General features: G+C 44.6%; 13 protein-coding genes and 1 pseudogene. 8 read left to right on the top strand and 6 right to left on the bottom strand.

Going from position 1 to position 15,903, the window contains the following annotated elements; all coding sequences use genetic code 11:
• Positions 1–35: 35 nt before the first annotated feature.
• Positions 36–110: pseudogene (locus B3V51_RS06880) on the top strand (IS1 family transposase); the annotation flags it as partial.
• Between the two features lie 209 nt (positions 111–319).
• On the opposite strand, the gene B3V51_RS06875 reads toward B3V51_RS06880, so the two are convergent.
• From B3V51_RS06875 to lipB, 3 genes are all read right to left on the bottom strand, one after another.
• Entirely contained in the window at positions 320–787 is a 468-nt protein-coding gene (locus B3V51_RS06875; RefSeq protein ID WP_223332964.1) for a hypothetical protein, read from the bottom strand.
• Between the two features lie 178 nt (positions 788–965).
• Positions 966–1,496, bottom strand: coding sequence for an inorganic diphosphatase (locus B3V51_RS06870; RefSeq protein ID WP_223332963.1), 531 nt, complete (start codon positions 1,494–1,496; stop codon positions 966–968).
• Positions 1,497–1,689: 193 nt separating this feature from the next.
• Positions 1,690–2,544 carry a lipoyl(octanoyl) transferase LipB gene (gene lipB, locus B3V51_RS06865; protein WP_223332961.1) on the bottom strand — a complete coding sequence of 285 codons (855 nt, stop codon included), beginning with the start codon at positions 2,542–2,544 and terminating at the stop codon, positions 1,690–1,692.
• Positions 2,545–2,938: 394 nt separating this feature from the next.
• Between lipB and B3V51_RS06860 the strand changes: the two genes are divergently transcribed.
• The 5 genes from B3V51_RS06860 to pncB all read left to right on the top strand — a co-directional run bounded on the left by B3V51_RS06860 (position 2,939) and on the right by pncB (position 11,237).
• Complete coding sequence (locus B3V51_RS06860; protein ID WP_397467064.1) at positions 2,939–4,423, top strand: coniferyl aldehyde dehydrogenase; 1,485 nt, start codon at positions 2,939–2,941, stop codon at positions 4,421–4,423.
• A 346-nt stretch (positions 4,424–4,769) separates the two neighbouring features.
• Positions 4,770–6,698: a glycine betaine ABC transporter substrate-binding protein gene (locus tag B3V51_RS06855; RefSeq protein WP_223332959.1), complete on the top strand. Its 1,929-nt coding sequence runs from the start codon at positions 4,770–4,772 to the stop codon at positions 6,696–6,698.
• 63 nt (positions 6,699–6,761) lie between these two features.
• Positions 6,762–7,655, top strand: a complete 894-nt coding sequence (locus tag B3V51_RS06850) for an ATP-binding cassette domain-containing protein (RefSeq protein WP_071001373.1) — start codon at positions 6,762–6,764, stop codon at positions 7,653–7,655.
• Between the two features lie 314 nt (positions 7,656–7,969).
• Positions 7,970–9,715 carry a bifunctional peptide-methionine (S)-S-oxide reductase MsrA/peptide-methionine (R)-S-oxide reductase MsrB gene (msrAB, locus tag B3V51_RS06845; RefSeq protein ID WP_414706371.1) on the top strand — a complete coding sequence of 582 codons (1,746 nt, stop codon included), beginning with the start codon at positions 7,970–7,972 and terminating at the stop codon, positions 9,713–9,715.
• Positions 9,716–10,010: 295 nt separating this feature from the next.
• Positions 10,011–11,237, top strand: a complete 1,227-nt coding sequence (gene pncB, locus B3V51_RS06840; RefSeq protein WP_058024972.1) for a nicotinate phosphoribosyltransferase — start codon at positions 10,011–10,013, stop codon at positions 11,235–11,237.
• A 1-nt stretch (position 11,238) separates the two neighbouring features.
• On the opposite strand, the gene xseB is transcribed toward pncB, so the two are convergent.
• The 3 genes from xseB to B3V51_RS06825 all read right to left on the bottom strand — a co-directional run bounded on the left by xseB (position 11,239) and on the right by B3V51_RS06825 (position 13,671).
• Complete coding sequence (gene xseB, locus B3V51_RS06835; protein WP_071001376.1) at positions 11,239–11,484, bottom strand: exodeoxyribonuclease VII small subunit; 246 nt, start codon at positions 11,482–11,484, stop codon at positions 11,239–11,241.
• A 58-nt stretch (positions 11,485–11,542) separates the two neighbouring features.
• Positions 11,543–13,075, bottom strand: a complete 1,533-nt coding sequence (gene xseA, locus B3V51_RS06830; protein ID WP_071003576.1) for an exodeoxyribonuclease VII large subunit — start codon at positions 13,073–13,075, stop codon at positions 11,543–11,545.
• A 227-nt stretch (positions 13,076–13,302) separates the two neighbouring features.
• The gene (locus B3V51_RS06825) at positions 13,303–13,671 is read right to left on the bottom strand and encodes a hypothetical protein (protein WP_071001377.1); all 369 of its coding nucleotides are present in this window, start codon (positions 13,669–13,671) and stop codon (positions 13,303–13,305) included.
• A 290-nt stretch (positions 13,672–13,961) separates the two neighbouring features.
• Here B3V51_RS06825 and B3V51_RS06820 point away from each other — a divergent pair, with 290 nt between their 5' ends.
• Both B3V51_RS06820 and zapE read left to right on the top strand, forming a co-directional pair.
• Positions 13,962–14,612: an alpha/beta hydrolase gene (locus B3V51_RS06820; protein ID WP_071001378.1), complete on the top strand. Its 651-nt coding sequence runs from the start codon at positions 13,962–13,964 to the stop codon at positions 14,610–14,612.
• A gap of 90 nt (positions 14,613–14,702) precedes the next feature.
• Complete coding sequence (gene zapE, locus B3V51_RS06815; protein ID WP_071001379.1) at positions 14,703–15,803, top strand: cell division protein ZapE; 1,101 nt, start codon at positions 14,703–14,705, stop codon at positions 15,801–15,803.
• The last annotated feature ends 100 nt before the right edge of the window (positions 15,804–15,903 follow it).

Genomic DNA, 15,903 nt, shown 5'->3' with positions numbered 1-15,903 from the left:
GAAAAAAACAGGCTGAGAAATTGATAAATAGTGAAATGCAAATAACACTATACATCAAATGCCCAGCCTGTCTAAGTGACAATATAAAGAAAAATGGTTTCAAAAGCTATACCCCAAGGGAACTAGCAAAACAGACCTCTTAATCAATTAATAGACCACTTAAAATAGACTGCTATAATGGAACCACTTATAACAGACTAGTGAAACCAGCAGACCTTGCTTGGCTTTTCTATTGTCCAGCCTGTGAGTAACAATACTCGCAGGCTACAGTATCAGCGATAAACGGTTCTATAAAAAGTATCGCAATTTAGTACTTTATTCAACCAAACACTCGCCACAATATCCAAAATATACCTATCATCAATACCGCGATGACAAGCAATCGTTTTAGCCAATAAGGGAGTAAAGGTTTTTTATAGCCCAAGTCATTGAGTTGACTGTCGACACCCGCTTGTAAGCTTTTAAACCCTTGCCCTGGCTGAGTAGATTTGACACGATTTTTTACCAATGGACCAGGCTCATCTTCGACCTCTTGCTCTCTATCGAAACTAATGGCCTGATTGGGGATACCTTGTTTGCTGGCGATGGTATTGAGCTTTTGCTGTTGTTTTACTTTGAGTGCTGTCTCATAGGCATCAATCCTAGTTTTGGCTTCATCCATACTGATGTTTTCGTCTGCCGCCAACGTTTTGATGGCCATCACCAAGTTGTTTTTTTCGACCATCATAATGATGTCTTTTGGCAACTTTGTACTGACCGGCTTTTTGCTAGGGTCGGGGTTAAACATGGCTGTCCTTATTACGGCGTATGCGTGTGAATGAGTAGTCGCGTTTATTATAACCATTTTACATATAGAGTATTCAAGTTACACACAGAGTATTCAAGCAAAAAAATACCGCGATCACATTGCGATCGCGGTATTTTGGTATTTATCTATGATTAGCATTTATGCCAATTTTAATAAATTATAGGTCTTTCCAGCGTTGGATAGATTCTTTGATGACCTCTTTCGCTTGCGCAACATCACCCCAAGATTCAACCACAGTAGTGCCCGCTTTTTTCAGGTCTTTATAGTGGCTGAAATGGAACTCTAGTTGGTTGATTAACTGCTTTGGTAGGTCTTCTAGGCTGTTGTAAGCATTACCTGTGTCACGGTCGTCAGCAGGGACGACAACGATTTTGTCATCGACTTCGCCATCATCAACAAACTTCATGACACCGATGACTTTGGCCTTTAAAAAGATGCCAGTCGGTAGTGGCTGTTCAGTCAAAATCAATGCATCTAGCTCATCACCATCTTCGTCAAGCGTTTGCGGGATGAAACCATAGTTACATGGCTTAGCAAAAATCTGTGGATCAATACGATCAAGCTCAAATACGGCCAAGTCGCGATTCCACTCAATTTTATGGCTGCTACCAGCTGGGATCTCTACGACTACGTTGATGATACCGCCGTCTACGTCGCCTGCGTCCAAAATTTTATTAAAATCTGCCATGAAATACTCCAATTTGCTTTTGTTTTAGAGGTTTGAATGATTGATTTAGCTAGGGATACTGCAAAATTTTTACCGCACCCGATTTGTACTGGGTGCGATTATAACAAGTTTGGTCTAAATTTTCTCTTAATGCTTAAGTCTAAGCGTGCAAGATATTATGCAAAAAAAGATTATGCAAAAATGGACTCAAAACTCACTTTGGCGCTATTGCTCGTAATTCAATCAGTCCAGCATGACGCTTGGCGATATTGTCGATAAGTTTTTGAGTAACTATCTTGTAGTTTAATGTGTCGCTGATTTGTTGAGTCGTTTGTGTTTCTGACTCTTTTTGCTCTGAATCTGTCTGCATGGCCACAAAATCAGACAAGCGCAACATCTGCATCCCCGCATAACCGCAAGGATTGATAGCATTAAATGCTGACAAATCACAGTCTAAGTTAATTGCGATACCATGATAGCTAAAACCATGCTTAATCTTGAAGCCCAACGACGCTATTTTTCCAAGCATAATCTTATTATCAAGAGATTTGTCATCTAGCGAGTTGTTATTAGCATTGCTACTGTCATCCGCTACAGTGGGGTCAGAATACATATAAACGCCAGGTGCATCACGGCGGGCGTGGGCACTGATATTGTCACGACTAGATGGCGAGCTATGCAGACAGTCATTAACGACGTCTTCTATCGCTTGTTCAGCATGGGAGACCAGATGGCGTACACTCCAGCCCAAACTGTTTAAGTCAAACAACCAGTAAAGTACCAGCTGTCCGTGACCGTGCCAAGTTACCTGACCACCGCGGTCGGTCTTGATGATAGGCGTGTCGGTGCGCTGCAATATGTGTTCTTCTTTGCCTGCTTGTCCAAGCGTATAAACATCGTTGTGATCAACGATCCATAACTCATCAGGCGTGCGCAGTCCTTGCTGTTTTTTTAGATCAATACGTTCGAGAGTACGTGACAGCATGGCATCGAGAGTGGGAACATAATCGGCTGCTGACAGAGATTTACTGATCAGCATGTCATTGAGCGGTTGTGTGTCGTTTTGCATGAGCGTGTCTGTCTTATTATTGTCTGGTTTAAATATATATAATGCCGATGGCTAGTGTAGCAGTTTTGACAGGTATCGCTCAAAGATTATATGCTATCACGCAGTCTAAAAGACAGTTAAATACTAAGGGTGAAAGTCATGAAGGATTCATAAAAATATTTATATATCATTGGGTTAGCTGATAGGTAGACAACACTAGTACAGACGCACTAGTCAACCAAAGAAGCTGTTCATTGCGCAGTCAATGCGCTACATTAAAGTTTGATAAGCAAAACCGAATAAAATGTACGGTCAGGGCATATAACGGATGCGCGCGTCTGACTAACAAAGTAACACCATAATTCAATAAACATATTGAGCATGTGACATCATATGAGCACGACAAGGAAGATAAATGACAGATAGCAACCAACACGTCCATGAGCAGGCACCAACCGATGCAAGTTTTGCGCTGCAGCGTATGCCTGAAGCACTGAGTACCGCAAAAACCATCGATGAGATGAAAGCGCAATTTGCGCGCTTACAAATGCTAAGCCGTACGCGGCCGATCAATGACTGGGGCACTCGTGAGACCCAGCTAGATAATTTAGAAGTGATGTTGAGCGACAATCAAGAAAGCTTTGCAAAAGCAATCAGCGCAGACTTTGGCTATCGTAGCCAATCAGAGACTCAGTTTGCTGAGTTGTTTCCAAGCTTCACAGGTATCAGTCATGCCAAAAAGCACGGTAAAAAATGGATGAAAACGTATCGTGCGCCTATTTCACCCATATATATGCCCGCTCACAACGAGATTCAGCCGCAGCCATTGGGGGTGGTCGGTATCATGGTGCCTTGGAATTATCCTTTATTTTTGGCAATCGGACCGATGATTGATGCGCTTGTCGCAGGCAACCGGGTCATGGTCAAAATGAGCGAAGCTGCGCCGCAGTTTGCTCAGACATTTGCTGATGCCATTTCTCGTTATTTTTCGCCCGATATGATCTGCGTGGTACTGGGCGAGGTTGATATTGCGGCCGCCTTTAGCGAATTACCTTTTGACCATCTACTCTATACTGGGTCGACTGCGGTCGGCAAAAAGGTAATGGCTGCCGCCGCGCCTAACTTGACACCAGTGACGCTTGAGCTTGGCGGTAAGTCACCAGTGATTGTATTGGATGATGCCAATCTAGAGTCGGTGGTCAACCGTGTCATGATGGGTAAAACACTAAATGCAGGTCAGACGTGTATTGCCCCAGATTATGTATTGATTCAGCGTCAATATCATGACCAGTTTATCCATTTGGCAAAAGAGTGGATGGCCAAGCATTATCCCAATATCGAAAACAATCCAGACTATTCACGCATTATCAATGGTGAGCAGTTTAAACGGGTCAAGGGTTACCTAGACGCGCTAACAGGTGTTGAGATACACGCACTTACTGCAGTTGAGCCCAATATCGAAACGCGCTTGATGCCACCTGTGATTGTGAGCGAGCCTGCGCCTGATAGCGATCTGATGCAAAATGAGATTTTTGCTCCGATTTTGCCGCTGATGCATTATGAGACATTGGATGATGCGATTTCTTTCGTCAACGCGCGTCCACGTCCATTAGCGCTGTATGTCTTTAGTGACAACTATAGCAGCATCGAAAACGTGCGTAACAATACCGTCTCTGGGGGTCTATGTATCAATGAAGTGATCATGCATGTCGCCCAGCATGACTTACCGTTTGGTGGGGTCGGTGACTCTGGTACAGGCGCATACCATGGCAAAGCGGGCTTTGAGCGCTTGAGCCATATGAAACCTATCTTTGTACAGACCAAGCTAAATGGTCTCAATTTCTTATTGCCGCCTTATGGTGGACTGTTTAAAAAGGCGATGGCATTGTTTTTGAAATAATTGCTCTATGGGAGTTATTCAAAAATTGATTTTGAACTCTCTTCATTCGATACCTATATCTATAGCATCTATCAAAATAGGTGCTATTTTTTTGTCAAAAAATCAAAGGTTAGCATTGGGAAAAGCGTTATCAATGATAGCGTTTATATCTGCATGGCATGAGGTTTAACCATCTCAGCAATCGACAAATAAGCATTTGTTATTACTCCTATAAGTCGCTACACTTTGTAGTAAGTCTAAACAACAGTGAATGATTCATAGATGTTGTGAGTCAATATGGCATCGTGATGCTCTGTGGTTGTGATACTTCTTTCATGCCAGTACAAAACAATAAATAGGACAAAGCATGCGCCAATGGATTGCATTAAGCTTACTGTGTATGAGCGCGTTGTTGCTGCCTTTATCAGCATCCGCAGCTTGTGAGTCACCGATCAAGTTTGGCGCACTGACGTGGGAGAGCGGACAGTTTACCTCTGGGGTGCTTAAATATATTGCTGAAGAGGGTTACGGTTGTACGGTAGAAGAAGTGCCAGGAGCAGGACCTGCGCTTGAGACCGCATTGTCTCAAAACGATATTCAGATCATCGGTGAGCAGTGGATTGGACGCTCACCAATCATGGAAAATGCCATCGAGCAGAACAAAGTGGCTGTCATTGGCGATACACTCAAAGGCGGCGCAACCCAAGGGTGGTATGTCCCAAAATATGTATTAGAAGAAAACCCAGGGCTACGTCGTTATCAAGACCTGCCCAAATATGCTGATCTATTCAAAGACCCTGAAGATCCGAGCAAATCTCGCTTTATGAACTGTCCTTCTGGCTGGACCTGTGAGATTTTTAATACGCGCCTTCTAAAAAATACGGGGCTTGATAGTATTTTTAATAATGCTCATCCCGGTACGGGCGCTGCGCTCGATGCTGAAATCGCCTCTGCTTTTGAACAGCACAAGCCGCTATTGTTTTACTACTGGCAGCCTACGGGCCTAATGGCAAAGTATGACTTTGCTGCTTTGGAGTTCCCAGATCACAAAGATGCCTGCTGGCAAGACCTATTACTCGCTGATGGTACTTCCGATTGTGTATCTGGTTTTCCAGTATCGCCTCTTGGTATTGCAGCATCGACCCCATTTATCGACACCAATCCTGAGCTTGCAGAGGTGTTTAAGCGTGTTCAGTTCACCTCCGATGAGCTGAACGGCGCTATCTTGGAGATGAGTGAGAGTAAGCGTAGTGGCGATGAGCAGGCGTTGGTGTTTTTGCGTGATAACCCAGACGTTTGGCGCGGTTGGTTGTCTGAGGAAGCTGCTACCAATCTTGCGACTAAGCTAGGTGTCAGTTTGGACGGTACCACCTCGATTGATGATACTGCTTCTACTCTGGATCAGTCGGTATTATCATCCAGTTTTCCATCATGGTCGCTTGAGACCCCGCTCAACAATGCCTTATCAAGCGTCGTCCAAAACTACGGAGACGTATTTCGCACTATTAGCACGGTGACACTTACGTACTTGCTCTTACCCATTGAGCGATTATTAACGATTATTCCGCCTTGGCTGATTATCGCCTTGGTGGCTGTATTGGCGTGGTTTGGTGTACGCAAGATTTGGTTTGCGTTGGCATGCGGCGCGGGGCTATTTTTGATTGGTGCTTTTGGGTTATGGGGCGCGCTGATTGATACCTTAGCGTTACTCATCGTGTCAGTATTGGTCACGGTGGTGATTGGTATTCCTATCGGTATTGCCATGTCGGGTAGCAAGCTGCTGCGCAAGATTGTGACGCCAGTACTCGATGTGATGCAGACGATGCCAAGCTTTGTGTATCTCATACCGGTACTGATGCTGTTTGGTATTGGTAAAGTGCCTGCACTTTTTGCAACGGTTATTTACGCGCTGCCACCACTGATTCGCCTGACAACGTTGGGTGTTACCCAAGTGAATCATGAAATGGTCGAGGCAGGACGCTCTTTTGGTAGTACGCATTTGCAGCTACTCATTTGGATCAAGCTGCCACAAGCACTGCCCAGTATTATGGCAGGTATTAATCAGGCGGTCATGATGTCACTTGCGATGGTGGTGCTGGCGTCGATGATTGGTGCCCCAGGCCTTGGTGAAGATGTATTGCAATCTATCCAAACGCTTAATATCGGGCAAGGCTTACAAGCGGGTATGGCGATCGTTATCGTTGCCATTATCATTGACCGCATTACTCAAGCCTTTGGTCAAGGAAAGCGTGCTCGTCAAAAAACGATCAAAGCAGGCAGGCGTCCGATTGGGTAGAAACTTGTCCAATAGTCAATGAGTAAAGCCAGCATAAAAATCAAGCAAATAGCGAGAGTCACGATGAATCATATCCAGCTAAAAAATATCAGTAAAATCTATAATGCCAATAGCACGCAAGCCCAGTCTGCAATGGCGTTACTGGCTGAGGGTATGGATAGCGTTGCAGTTAAAGAACAAACTGGCTACTCGGTGGGGCTCTACGATATCAACTTGAATATCAAGGCAGGCGAGCTACATTGCATCATGGGGTTGTCAGGCTCTGGCAAGTCGACCTTGATACGTCATCTCAATCGATTGATTGATCCAACCAGCGGGGAGATATGGGTTAACACGACGGTCAATACCAAAACGCATGCCAAGGATAATACTCAGGCAAACACTGCGCCAGTAGACGAAAGCTCATCTAACGCTATCAATATTTTAGAACTTAATGATAAACAATTGCAGCACTACCGCCAGCAAACGGTCAGCATGGTTTTTCAGCATTTCGGCTTAGTTCCGCACATGACTGTGATTCAAAACGTCGCTTATGGTCTGCGTGTCCGTAAAATGAGTGTGAGCGAGCGTCATGAGATCGCGCGTTATTGGCTCAATGAAGTAGGGCTGACCAACCTAGAGCACAGCTACCCTGATGAGTTATCTGGCGGTATGCAGCAGCGAGTTGGGCTGGCTCGTGCGCTAGCAACGGACAATCCCATCTTATTGATGGATGAGGCATTCTCTGCGCTTGATCCGCTTATTCGCGCGCAGTTGCAAGATCAATTATTAGAACTACAAGAGCGCCTGAACAAAACCATCGTTTTTATCACCCATGATATCGATGAGGCTATTAAAGTTGGTCAGCGCATCAGTATTTTAAATGGCGGACGCTTAGTACAGACAGGAACACCAAGCGACTTAAGACACAATCCTGCTGATGATTATGTCGAGCAGTTTATGCGTGCCAAAGCTTAATTGGGATTGATGAGGGTGTCAGATACTTCTCTATCAGCACTCTTACTATCCTGTTAAATAAGTGTAGCTATCAACAGCTTACTATTAAAGTAGGCTCCAGTAGCGTTGTATACTATTAAGATGAACTAATGCGTCTCAACCATCAGAATCACTGTCTCTCCACCATTTTTCAAAGTCTTATCTCTTTAACTTGAGTTCCCTCATAATAGAATTTTGAGCTATTTATCGCTCATGGTTGCCAAAACTCGCACCATTCGTAACAAGGACATGTCATGTCATATAAAAACAATCAAAAAAATAGTAATCATGAAGAAATTAAGAAACCTCGCTCACCAAGCTGGCTAAAAAATGTTAGCGCCTTTAGCATGACAACAGTGCTAAGTGCAGGCATATTAGTCGCCTGTGGCCAGATGAGTAATGCAGAAAGCAGCGCAAGCAGTAGTACCAAATCAGGTAGTCAAAATACTGGTGTCACAAGCTCTCGTGACATGTTGCCTTCCGACATGCTCAAACAAATGCAAGCATTGCCGCAGCTAACGAGCGGCTTAGGCGACACAGGTGCGGCAGTGATTGATCCTAATAAGCCAACCTTGGTAAAATTTTGGGCGAGTTGGTGCCCGTTATGCTTGGGAACGTTAAAGGAGACTGAGACATGGCGCACTGATCCTAAATTTTCAGGGCTGAATGTCATGACTGTCGCCAGTCCTGGTCACCTGAATGAAAAAGCGGATGGTGAGTTTAGTACTTGGTATGCAGGCGTACAAGCGGACCACCCAAACTTGCCTGTCTTGACTGACCCTTCAGGTGAACTTATCAATAAGCTTGGTGTACAAGTTTATCCAAGCTGGGCTATCCTTGATAAAAATGGCAATCTAGTACACTTGGTAAAAGGTAATATATCAGTAGAGCAAGCCTACGCACTTGCCGAAAATGCAGATAATGGCTTCGCTGAGCTCAAAGCAGGTAACGCTAAACCTGCCAATGCACAAGCATCAGATAACAATAAAATCGAAACCATCAAGCAAAAAGATGGCGTGTACTACAATGAGACCGGCAAACCAATCAACACCCGCTCAATCTACCTTGCAGGGGGCTGTTTTTGGGGTGTTGAAGCTTATATGGAGCGCGTTGATGGCGTCATCGATGCCGTATCAGGTTACGCCAATGGCGATACAGCCAATCCAAGCTATGAGCAAGTCATTCGTGGCTCAGGTCATGCAGAAACCGTAAAAGTTACCTATGATGCCGACAAAACAGACCTCGATACCATCTTAAAATACTATTTCCGAGTGGTTGATCCAACGAGTCTGAACAAGCAAGGCAATGATCGCGGTGTGCAGTATCGCTCAGGTGTGTATTACACTGACAAAGAAGACAAAGCGGTGATTGATGCTGCGCTCAAGCGTGTACAAAGCAAATATGAGCAAAAAGTCGTGGTCGAAAATGAACCCTTAGATAATTTTTATTTGGCTGAGATGTATCATCAGGATTATCTGGCAAAAAATCCAAATGGCTATTGTCATATTGATTTGAGTCTTGCTGATGATAAGCCTGAAGGGGCAGCTCGCACCAAGCTTGCGCCAGTTGAGACTATTGCTGAGACGTTAGATCCCAAGCGCTATGCTAAATTTGACAAAGATGCGCTAAAGAATACCTTGACCAAAGCGCAATACAATATCACGCAAGAGGCTGGGACGGAGCGTGCTTTTAGTCATGAATATGACGATTTATTTGCACCAGGGATTTATGTCGACGTGGTGAGCGGTGAGCCGCTGTTTTTGTCGACTGATAAATATCAGTCAGGGTGCGGCTGGCCAAGCTTTACCAAGCCTATTGATATGCAAGTGATTACTCAGCATCAAGATACGGCATTCAATATGGTACGTACTGAGGTGCGCTCGCGCGTAGCAGATTCACATCTGGGTCATGTATTTCCTGATGGTCCAAAAGACCGTGGCGGGCTGCGTTATTGTATCAATGGCGGGGCGCTACAGTTCATCCCAGTCGATGTGATGCCGCAATCGGGCTATGCACCATTGGTAAAACTGGTGAAATCATAGTCGTTTTATTGCCACCTTTGAATAAATAAAAAAGACGTTAAGTTCACTCTTAGCGTCTTTTTTGTACCATGTACTGTTAGATATTCGATGATCATTTTCGCTAGTTGTACGAATTTTGCTGCAATCTCATGCGAACTCTGACATCAATACCAAACTTCGTTATACTGGATGGTTTATGGATGACGCATACTTTATGGGCGTCTATTATCCAGATGTTATTTATTATTCAGACATAAGGTCGCTTGGTTGATTCGGTGACACTTGTTTCTCATTTCTGCACTTTTAAGGCCATAGCATGACTGCTACTTATTCACCCATTATTACCTCACTGCTTGATAATGATTTGTACAAATTTACGATGTTACAAGCCATGTTGCATCAATTTCCGCAGACGCATGGGGTCTACCGTTTTCGCTGCCGCAATAATAAAGACACCGCTTATCCACTCGCCAATATCAAAAAAGATCTAGAGCAGCAACTAGACAGCCTGTGTGAACTGCGCTTTTTGCCAGATGAGCTGGACTACCTACGTGGTTTGCGCTTTATGCGCTCAGACTTTGTGGATTATCTTGAGCTATTTAAGTTAAAACGCCGGTTTATTACCGTCAGTATCGATGAGAAAGGCCGTTTGTCTATCGACATCGAAGGACCGATGATACAGGCGATGTTCTTTGAGGTGTTTGTATTGGCTATCGTCAATGAGCTTTATTTTAATGCGTTATCTGACGATAGCGTGATTGTAGAAGGACAGCGCCGCCTTGATGAAAAAGTGGCATTGCTGCATCAATATGCGGCAGAGCAGAAAAAAGAAGATCGTAATACGCCGCCGTTTATCGTCGCTGACTTTGGGACGCGTCGCCGCTTTAGTAAACGCTGGCAGGCACATGTGGTGGAGACACTACACAAGGCTGCGCCAAAAATCGTGGGCGGCACATCCAATGTATATCTGGCAAAGCAGCTTGGCATGACACCGATAGGCACGATGGCACATGAGTTTATGCAGGCATTTCAGGCATTAGATGTACGTCTGCGCGATTCACAAAAGGCAGCGCTTGAAGCATGGGTGCATGAATATCGCGGTGATTTGGGTATTGCATTGACAGACGTGGTTGGTATGGATGCGTTCTTGCGCGACTTTGATTTGTATTTTGCCAAGCTCTTTGATGGGCTGCGTCACGATAGTGGCGACCCTTACATCTGGGGTGATAAGGCAGTGGCACATTATGAAAAATTAAAAATAGATCCAAAGACAAAGATTTTGACTTTCAGTGATGGGCTGGATTTAGAAAAGGCTTGGGAGCTGCATCAATACTTCAAAGATCGTATTAGAACCAGCTTTGGCATTGGCACCAATTTGACCAATGACATGGGCATCACACCGATTAATATCGTGCTCAAATTAGTAGAGTGCAATGGTCAGCCAGTGGCCAAGCTGTCTGATAGCCCAGGCAAGACCATGATCAATAATGACACGTATCTTGCCTATCTACGCCAAGTCTTTGAAGTTGATGAGCCTGAATAAACTAACTGTCCGTGCTGCTAGTAGATTTTTCTTCGGCGAAGGCCGCATCCAATGCTTGCTGTACCGCGTTAATACGGGTTTCGCAAACGCGATAAGCCGCAATAGACTCTTCAACCGTGGTCATCAGATTATCAATATCAGGCTCGTCTTGTTGCTGTAATTCGGCCGCATTGGTTTTTAAAATATCGTAAGCCGCCTTAAAGGTTTTTGGGGCGGCTTTTTTGCGTCTGCGAGTAGGGGTGGTCATAAAATTTCCTAATTGTTAAAGGTAAGTAGATAAGTAGTTGTTAGATATTATTATATGATTAAATGGGCATGTCTGAGGTTTCAGTCGCTTTCTTGTCGATATTGACATCGATAATCTGCGCTTTTGCATTGCCATCTTTTAAAATGATATTGACGGTTTGCTCAGGAGACAGTTGGGTGCTGGTCGTGAGCGTTTGGTTGTTTTTGGCATCCGTGAGCATGGCATAGCCTTGTTTGAGCACGCGAGACGGGCGATGTAATAGCACAATATCACGTAGATGTTCGCTATCACGCTGTGATTGTATGACTTGCTGCTGCACGTTTTGCATAATCGATTCTTGATGAGTTTTGCTATTGGTCGCGGCTTTCGTCAGTTGTTGACGTGCCGAGGTTTGCGTTTGTGTATATCGCTCAGCCGTCAGTCTAGCGGCTTGCTTTACTTGACGCTGTGCGCTTTGTTGAATGCTGCGCCACGCATAATCATTGTCTTTTCGCAGAGCGGTGAGTTGCCCAATAGTTTGCGACTGTATTTGGCTCAACTGGCGTGTGCTTTGTTGTTCCGCCGTATTGAGTTGGCGCTGAGCGGCTTGTTTGATTTGCGCTTGATATTGTAGCGTCTGAGTGACGAGCTGGGCTAAATGACTATGGATAGCGGCAATCACTTTTGAGGGCGTATCAAAGCTGGTGTGCGCCACTTCATCTAAGATGACTTTGTCACGCTCATGACCGATACCCACCCAGACAGGCACAGGCTGCTCAGCCACCAACGCTGCCAGCTCATAATCATTAAGATAAGCCAAATCACCAACCGCACCGCCGCCGCGAATAATCACCAATAAATCAGGCAAACGCTGATAAATTTCATAAAACTGCTGCTGAGCACTAACGATGGCTTGGCGTATCTCAGCGGGTGCATGATTGCCTTGAAAAGTCGCATTATGGTAGTGGAAATGACAAGCACCTGTACTGGCTAAGCGATCCGCATCTGCTTGAAAGTCACCCAATCCAGCCGCCTTTTCAGGCGCGATGACCAGCACATGCTCGATATCAAAAGGGGTAGGCAGCTGCTGATTGAGGTGTAATAGCCCTTCGCCTGTTAAGCGATCAACCATTTCTGCATACTGCCGTGCCAAGTCGCCTAGGGTATAGCTGGGATCGATATCCTCAATCGTGATTGAAAAACCGTACTGGGGATGGAATCCTGCCGATACTTTAAGGAGTACGGTCAAGTCACGCTCAAGCGGCATACCCGTTGCGCGCTCAAACTTGGCTAATACACGAGCCGCTTTAAAGCGCCAAAGGTTGCCGCGGCAGCTGGCGACCACTTTGCCATCATCGTCTTTTTCTGCCAATTCAAAATAATAGTGACCACCCTTGCTCGACAGATTACGGATTTCAGCTTTGACCCATACCCGGTGGTCAAAGGTCTGTTTGATGACCATTTCAACCGCGGATAAGTAATCACTCAGGCGTAGGACCGTATCCTCTAAATGGTCTTCTTGCTCAGCGAGCTCGGCCTCTAGAGTGGCCAAATCTTTGGCAGGTGCGAGTACTTTGGCCTGTTTGATATTTGAAAGGTTAGGTTTGCGCATGATATAAGACCAAAGATAATGAAAATATAAAGACTGATGAAGATATGCTGAATACGATAGCGGATAGTTTAACCCAAAAGGGCGCGCACAAAAAGCAAAGCCAACAAGCTTTGATTGATATATCATCCATATCGCGGCTTGTTGGCTATTCCATCAATCACAGTATGTCAGGTGATGCTAGAGAAACGCAAATGGCGTCGCTCATTTAGAGAGTTGCTGATAGAGAGTTACTGGCAACGAAAATTGATCTTGTATTCATAATCATCATTGCGTGACAAATCTGGCGTGCCCGTGCCAAAGATTGAGCCGACCACGGAACCCACTTGCCCAACCATACGGCCAGTACGTTCATTTAAGATACCATTATATTTGACATTGTCATCAACAATAATGACTTGTTTGCTTCGACAGGTTTTTTGCGCACTATCAATTGCATTTTGCTGCGCTTTGACTTTGGTATCAGCGATTCCTGTGGTTTCATAAATAGAGTTGGCACGTTGAATCACTGGTGATGATGGCGTGCTTTGACAAGCGCTTAAAACGAGCGCACTGGCCAATATTGCACCTAAACTGGCAGTTTTGTTAAAGGTATTCATAAATAATTCCTAATGTATATAAACAGAACGTCTTAGCGATAGGCAAAGCTTCATGAATGTAGCGCATCTAGATATTACCTGTCTAGACGCTTATTGTGTGCGGTATTACAGCAGTATTACCTATCCAATTTATGACAAAAAAAGCGTGCTTAAATAAATCATATACTCAGCTGCTGGGCATCAACTTTGGCCTAACATAAAACAAGTCGCACCCGTACACAGCAAATCACTTGAAATAAAAATCATATCTAGGATAATTGAGCCATTCATTTTTATTAATAAGTAATACTATGCAATTGATTCCTGCTCCTGCTGGTGTGCTCGAGGTCGACGCACTATGGCAAAATGACAATCCTAACGACCCAAATACAGATACCGTTGCGCTGCTGTGTCATCCCAATCCGTTGTTCGATGGGACAATGAACAATAAAGTGGTCACGACTATGTACCGCTTTGCCCGTGACAATGGTATGCATGTGGTGCGCTTTAATTTTCGCGGTGTTGGCCAATCGACAGGCGAGCATGATTATGCGGAAGGTGAAGTGGTCGATGCAATGACCGTGCTACAATGGATTGCTGAACAAACCAATGCCCGAAAGCTATGGCTGGGCGGTTTTTCTTTTGGTGGTTATGTCACTGCCCGCGTGGCTGAGCAAGTACTTGAAGCCGCGCATATATGGGGATTGGGTGATTTTGACGTGTCAAAAATCGCGCTTATCGCACCCTCAGTTGAAAAAAATGACAGTACTGATATCAATTTACCCGCTGATAAAACCTTTGAGATTTATGGCAATGCGGATGAAGTAATCGCGCCTGAAAATATGCAGGCATTTGCAGATCGTTTAGGAATTGCAGTAAGCGTTGTCGATGGTGCTGGTCACTTTTTTCACGGTCGATTATCAGAGCTCAAAAAGTTATTAGAAACGCATAGTAATACGTAGTTTTAACCTTAACCGCTAATTTATGTTTTAGGGTAGCACTTAGCCACTCCAATATTTTGATATTTATTTAATCCAACGATGAGTCGTATTATGAGTTTATCTCCATTGCAACGTTACGAGAAAGCCGTCAGTACCGATGAGTTTACTCGGGATGAGCAGCAATTTCAGGCCATGAGCTATCTTGATGAGATCTACCATCAGCTCATCAATAGCGCACCGCAAAAGAAAGGGTTCTTTGGGTTTTTAAAATCTAAGCCTGCCGCGCCAACTGGATTATATATGTGGGGCGGTGTCGGTCGCGGCAAGACGTGGATGATGGATATGTTTTATGATTCATTGACCATTGAGCGCAAAATGCGTCTGCATTTCCATCATTTTATGCAGCGTGTTCATCAGGAGTTGAATAAGCTTCAAGGCGAAAGTGATCCACTCGAAAAAGTCGCCGATATTATTTATAAAGAAGCGGTCGTTATCTGTTTTGATGAGTTTTTTGTGTCTAACGTCTCTGATGCGATGATTTTGGGTGATTTGTTTACGATGCTGTTTAATCGCGGTATCACTTTGGTGGCTACCTCAAACATCGAGCCTTCTGGTTTATACAAAGATGGTTTGCACCGCGACCGTTTTCTACCCGCCATTGCAGAGGTTGAGAGCCATACGACTGTGATGAATATCGACTCCGGTGTTGATTATCGTCTGCGCGTGCTTCAGCAAGCAGAGTTGTACGAATCACCAATGACCAAAGCCAACCATCACTGGCTCGCCAACCGCTTTGCCAGCTTGTCTAATAATCAAAAAATCAGCAATGACCCGATTATTATCAATGGCCGCGAGATCCCAATCAACGCGCGTACCGAAGATATCTTGTTTTGCGATTTTCGACATCTGTGCATGGCACCGCGCTCGGCATCTGATTTTATTGAACTTGCAAAACAATTCAGCACGGTATTAGTTGATTCAGTACCCGCTTTAGATGATGATTTGCGTGATCCAACGCGCCGTTTTATTTATCTGGTCGATGAGTTTTATGATCGCCGTGTAAAACTGTTGGTACGCGCAGAGCAATCGATTTTGGACTTGTATCAAGGGGAAAAGCTAGCGTTTGAGATTGAGCGTACCCGCTCACGCTTGCTTGAGATGCAATCAGAAGATTATCTACGCATGGATCACCGCGTCGAAGATGCTGCGTAGTGGATGTTTTTTAAAACAGCATTGCTACAGCTTAAATATTTTTTCGCATTCGGTGCTTAGTATTTTCAATGACAAGTATCAGATTTAAAAGTAGTTCGTA

The sequence above is a fragment of the Psychrobacter sp. UBA2514 genome, assembly GCF_002341255.1.
Lineage (GTDB): Bacteria > Pseudomonadota > Gammaproteobacteria > Pseudomonadales > Moraxellaceae > Psychrobacter > Psychrobacter pacificensis.
The sequence above is the reverse complement of the archived record's forward strand: the minus strand, read 5'-3'. Positions and strand labels throughout refer to the sequence as shown.

What these genes read in the sequence shown, in the direction of transcription:
- B3V51_RS06855 (WP_223332959.1), top strand. Translation starts at nt 4,770, where the DNA reads ATGCGCCAATGGATTGCATTAAGCTTACTGTGTATGAGCGCGTTGTTG.
- xseA (WP_071003576.1), bottom strand. Translation starts at nt 13,075, where the DNA reads ATGCGCAAACCTAACCTTTCAAATATCAAACAGGCCAAAGTACTCGCA.
- B3V51_RS06850 (WP_071001373.1), top strand. Translation starts at nt 6,762, where the DNA reads ATGAATCATATCCAGCTAAAAAATATCAGTAAAATCTATAATGCCAAT.
- xseB (WP_071001376.1), bottom strand. Translation starts at nt 11,484, where the DNA reads ATGACCACCCCTACTCGCAGACGCAAAAAAGCCGCCCCAAAAACCTTT.
- B3V51_RS06860 (WP_397467064.1), top strand. Translation starts at nt 2,939, where the DNA reads ATGACAGATAGCAACCAACACGTCCATGAGCAGGCACCAACCGATGCA.
- B3V51_RS06870 (WP_223332963.1), bottom strand. Translation starts at nt 1,496, where the DNA reads ATGGCAGATTTTAATAAAATTTTGGACGCAGGCGACGTAGACGGCGGT.
- lipB (WP_223332961.1), bottom strand. Translation starts at nt 2,544, where the DNA reads ATGCAAAACGACACACAACCGCTCAATGACATGCTGATCAGTAAATCT.
- B3V51_RS06875 (WP_223332964.1), bottom strand. Translation starts at nt 787, where the DNA reads ATGTTTAACCCCGACCCTAGCAAAAAGCCGGTCAGTACAAAGTTGCCA.
- pncB (WP_058024972.1), top strand. Translation starts at nt 10,011, where the DNA reads ATGACTGCTACTTATTCACCCATTATTACCTCACTGCTTGATAATGAT.
- B3V51_RS06820 (WP_071001378.1), top strand. Translation starts at nt 13,962, where the DNA reads ATGCAATTGATTCCTGCTCCTGCTGGTGTGCTCGAGGTCGACGCACTA.
- B3V51_RS06825 (WP_071001377.1), bottom strand. Translation starts at nt 13,671, where the DNA reads ATGAATACCTTTAACAAAACTGCCAGTTTAGGTGCAATATTGGCCAGT.
- zapE (WP_071001379.1), top strand. Translation starts at nt 14,703, where the DNA reads ATGAGTTTATCTCCATTGCAACGTTACGAGAAAGCCGTCAGTACCGAT.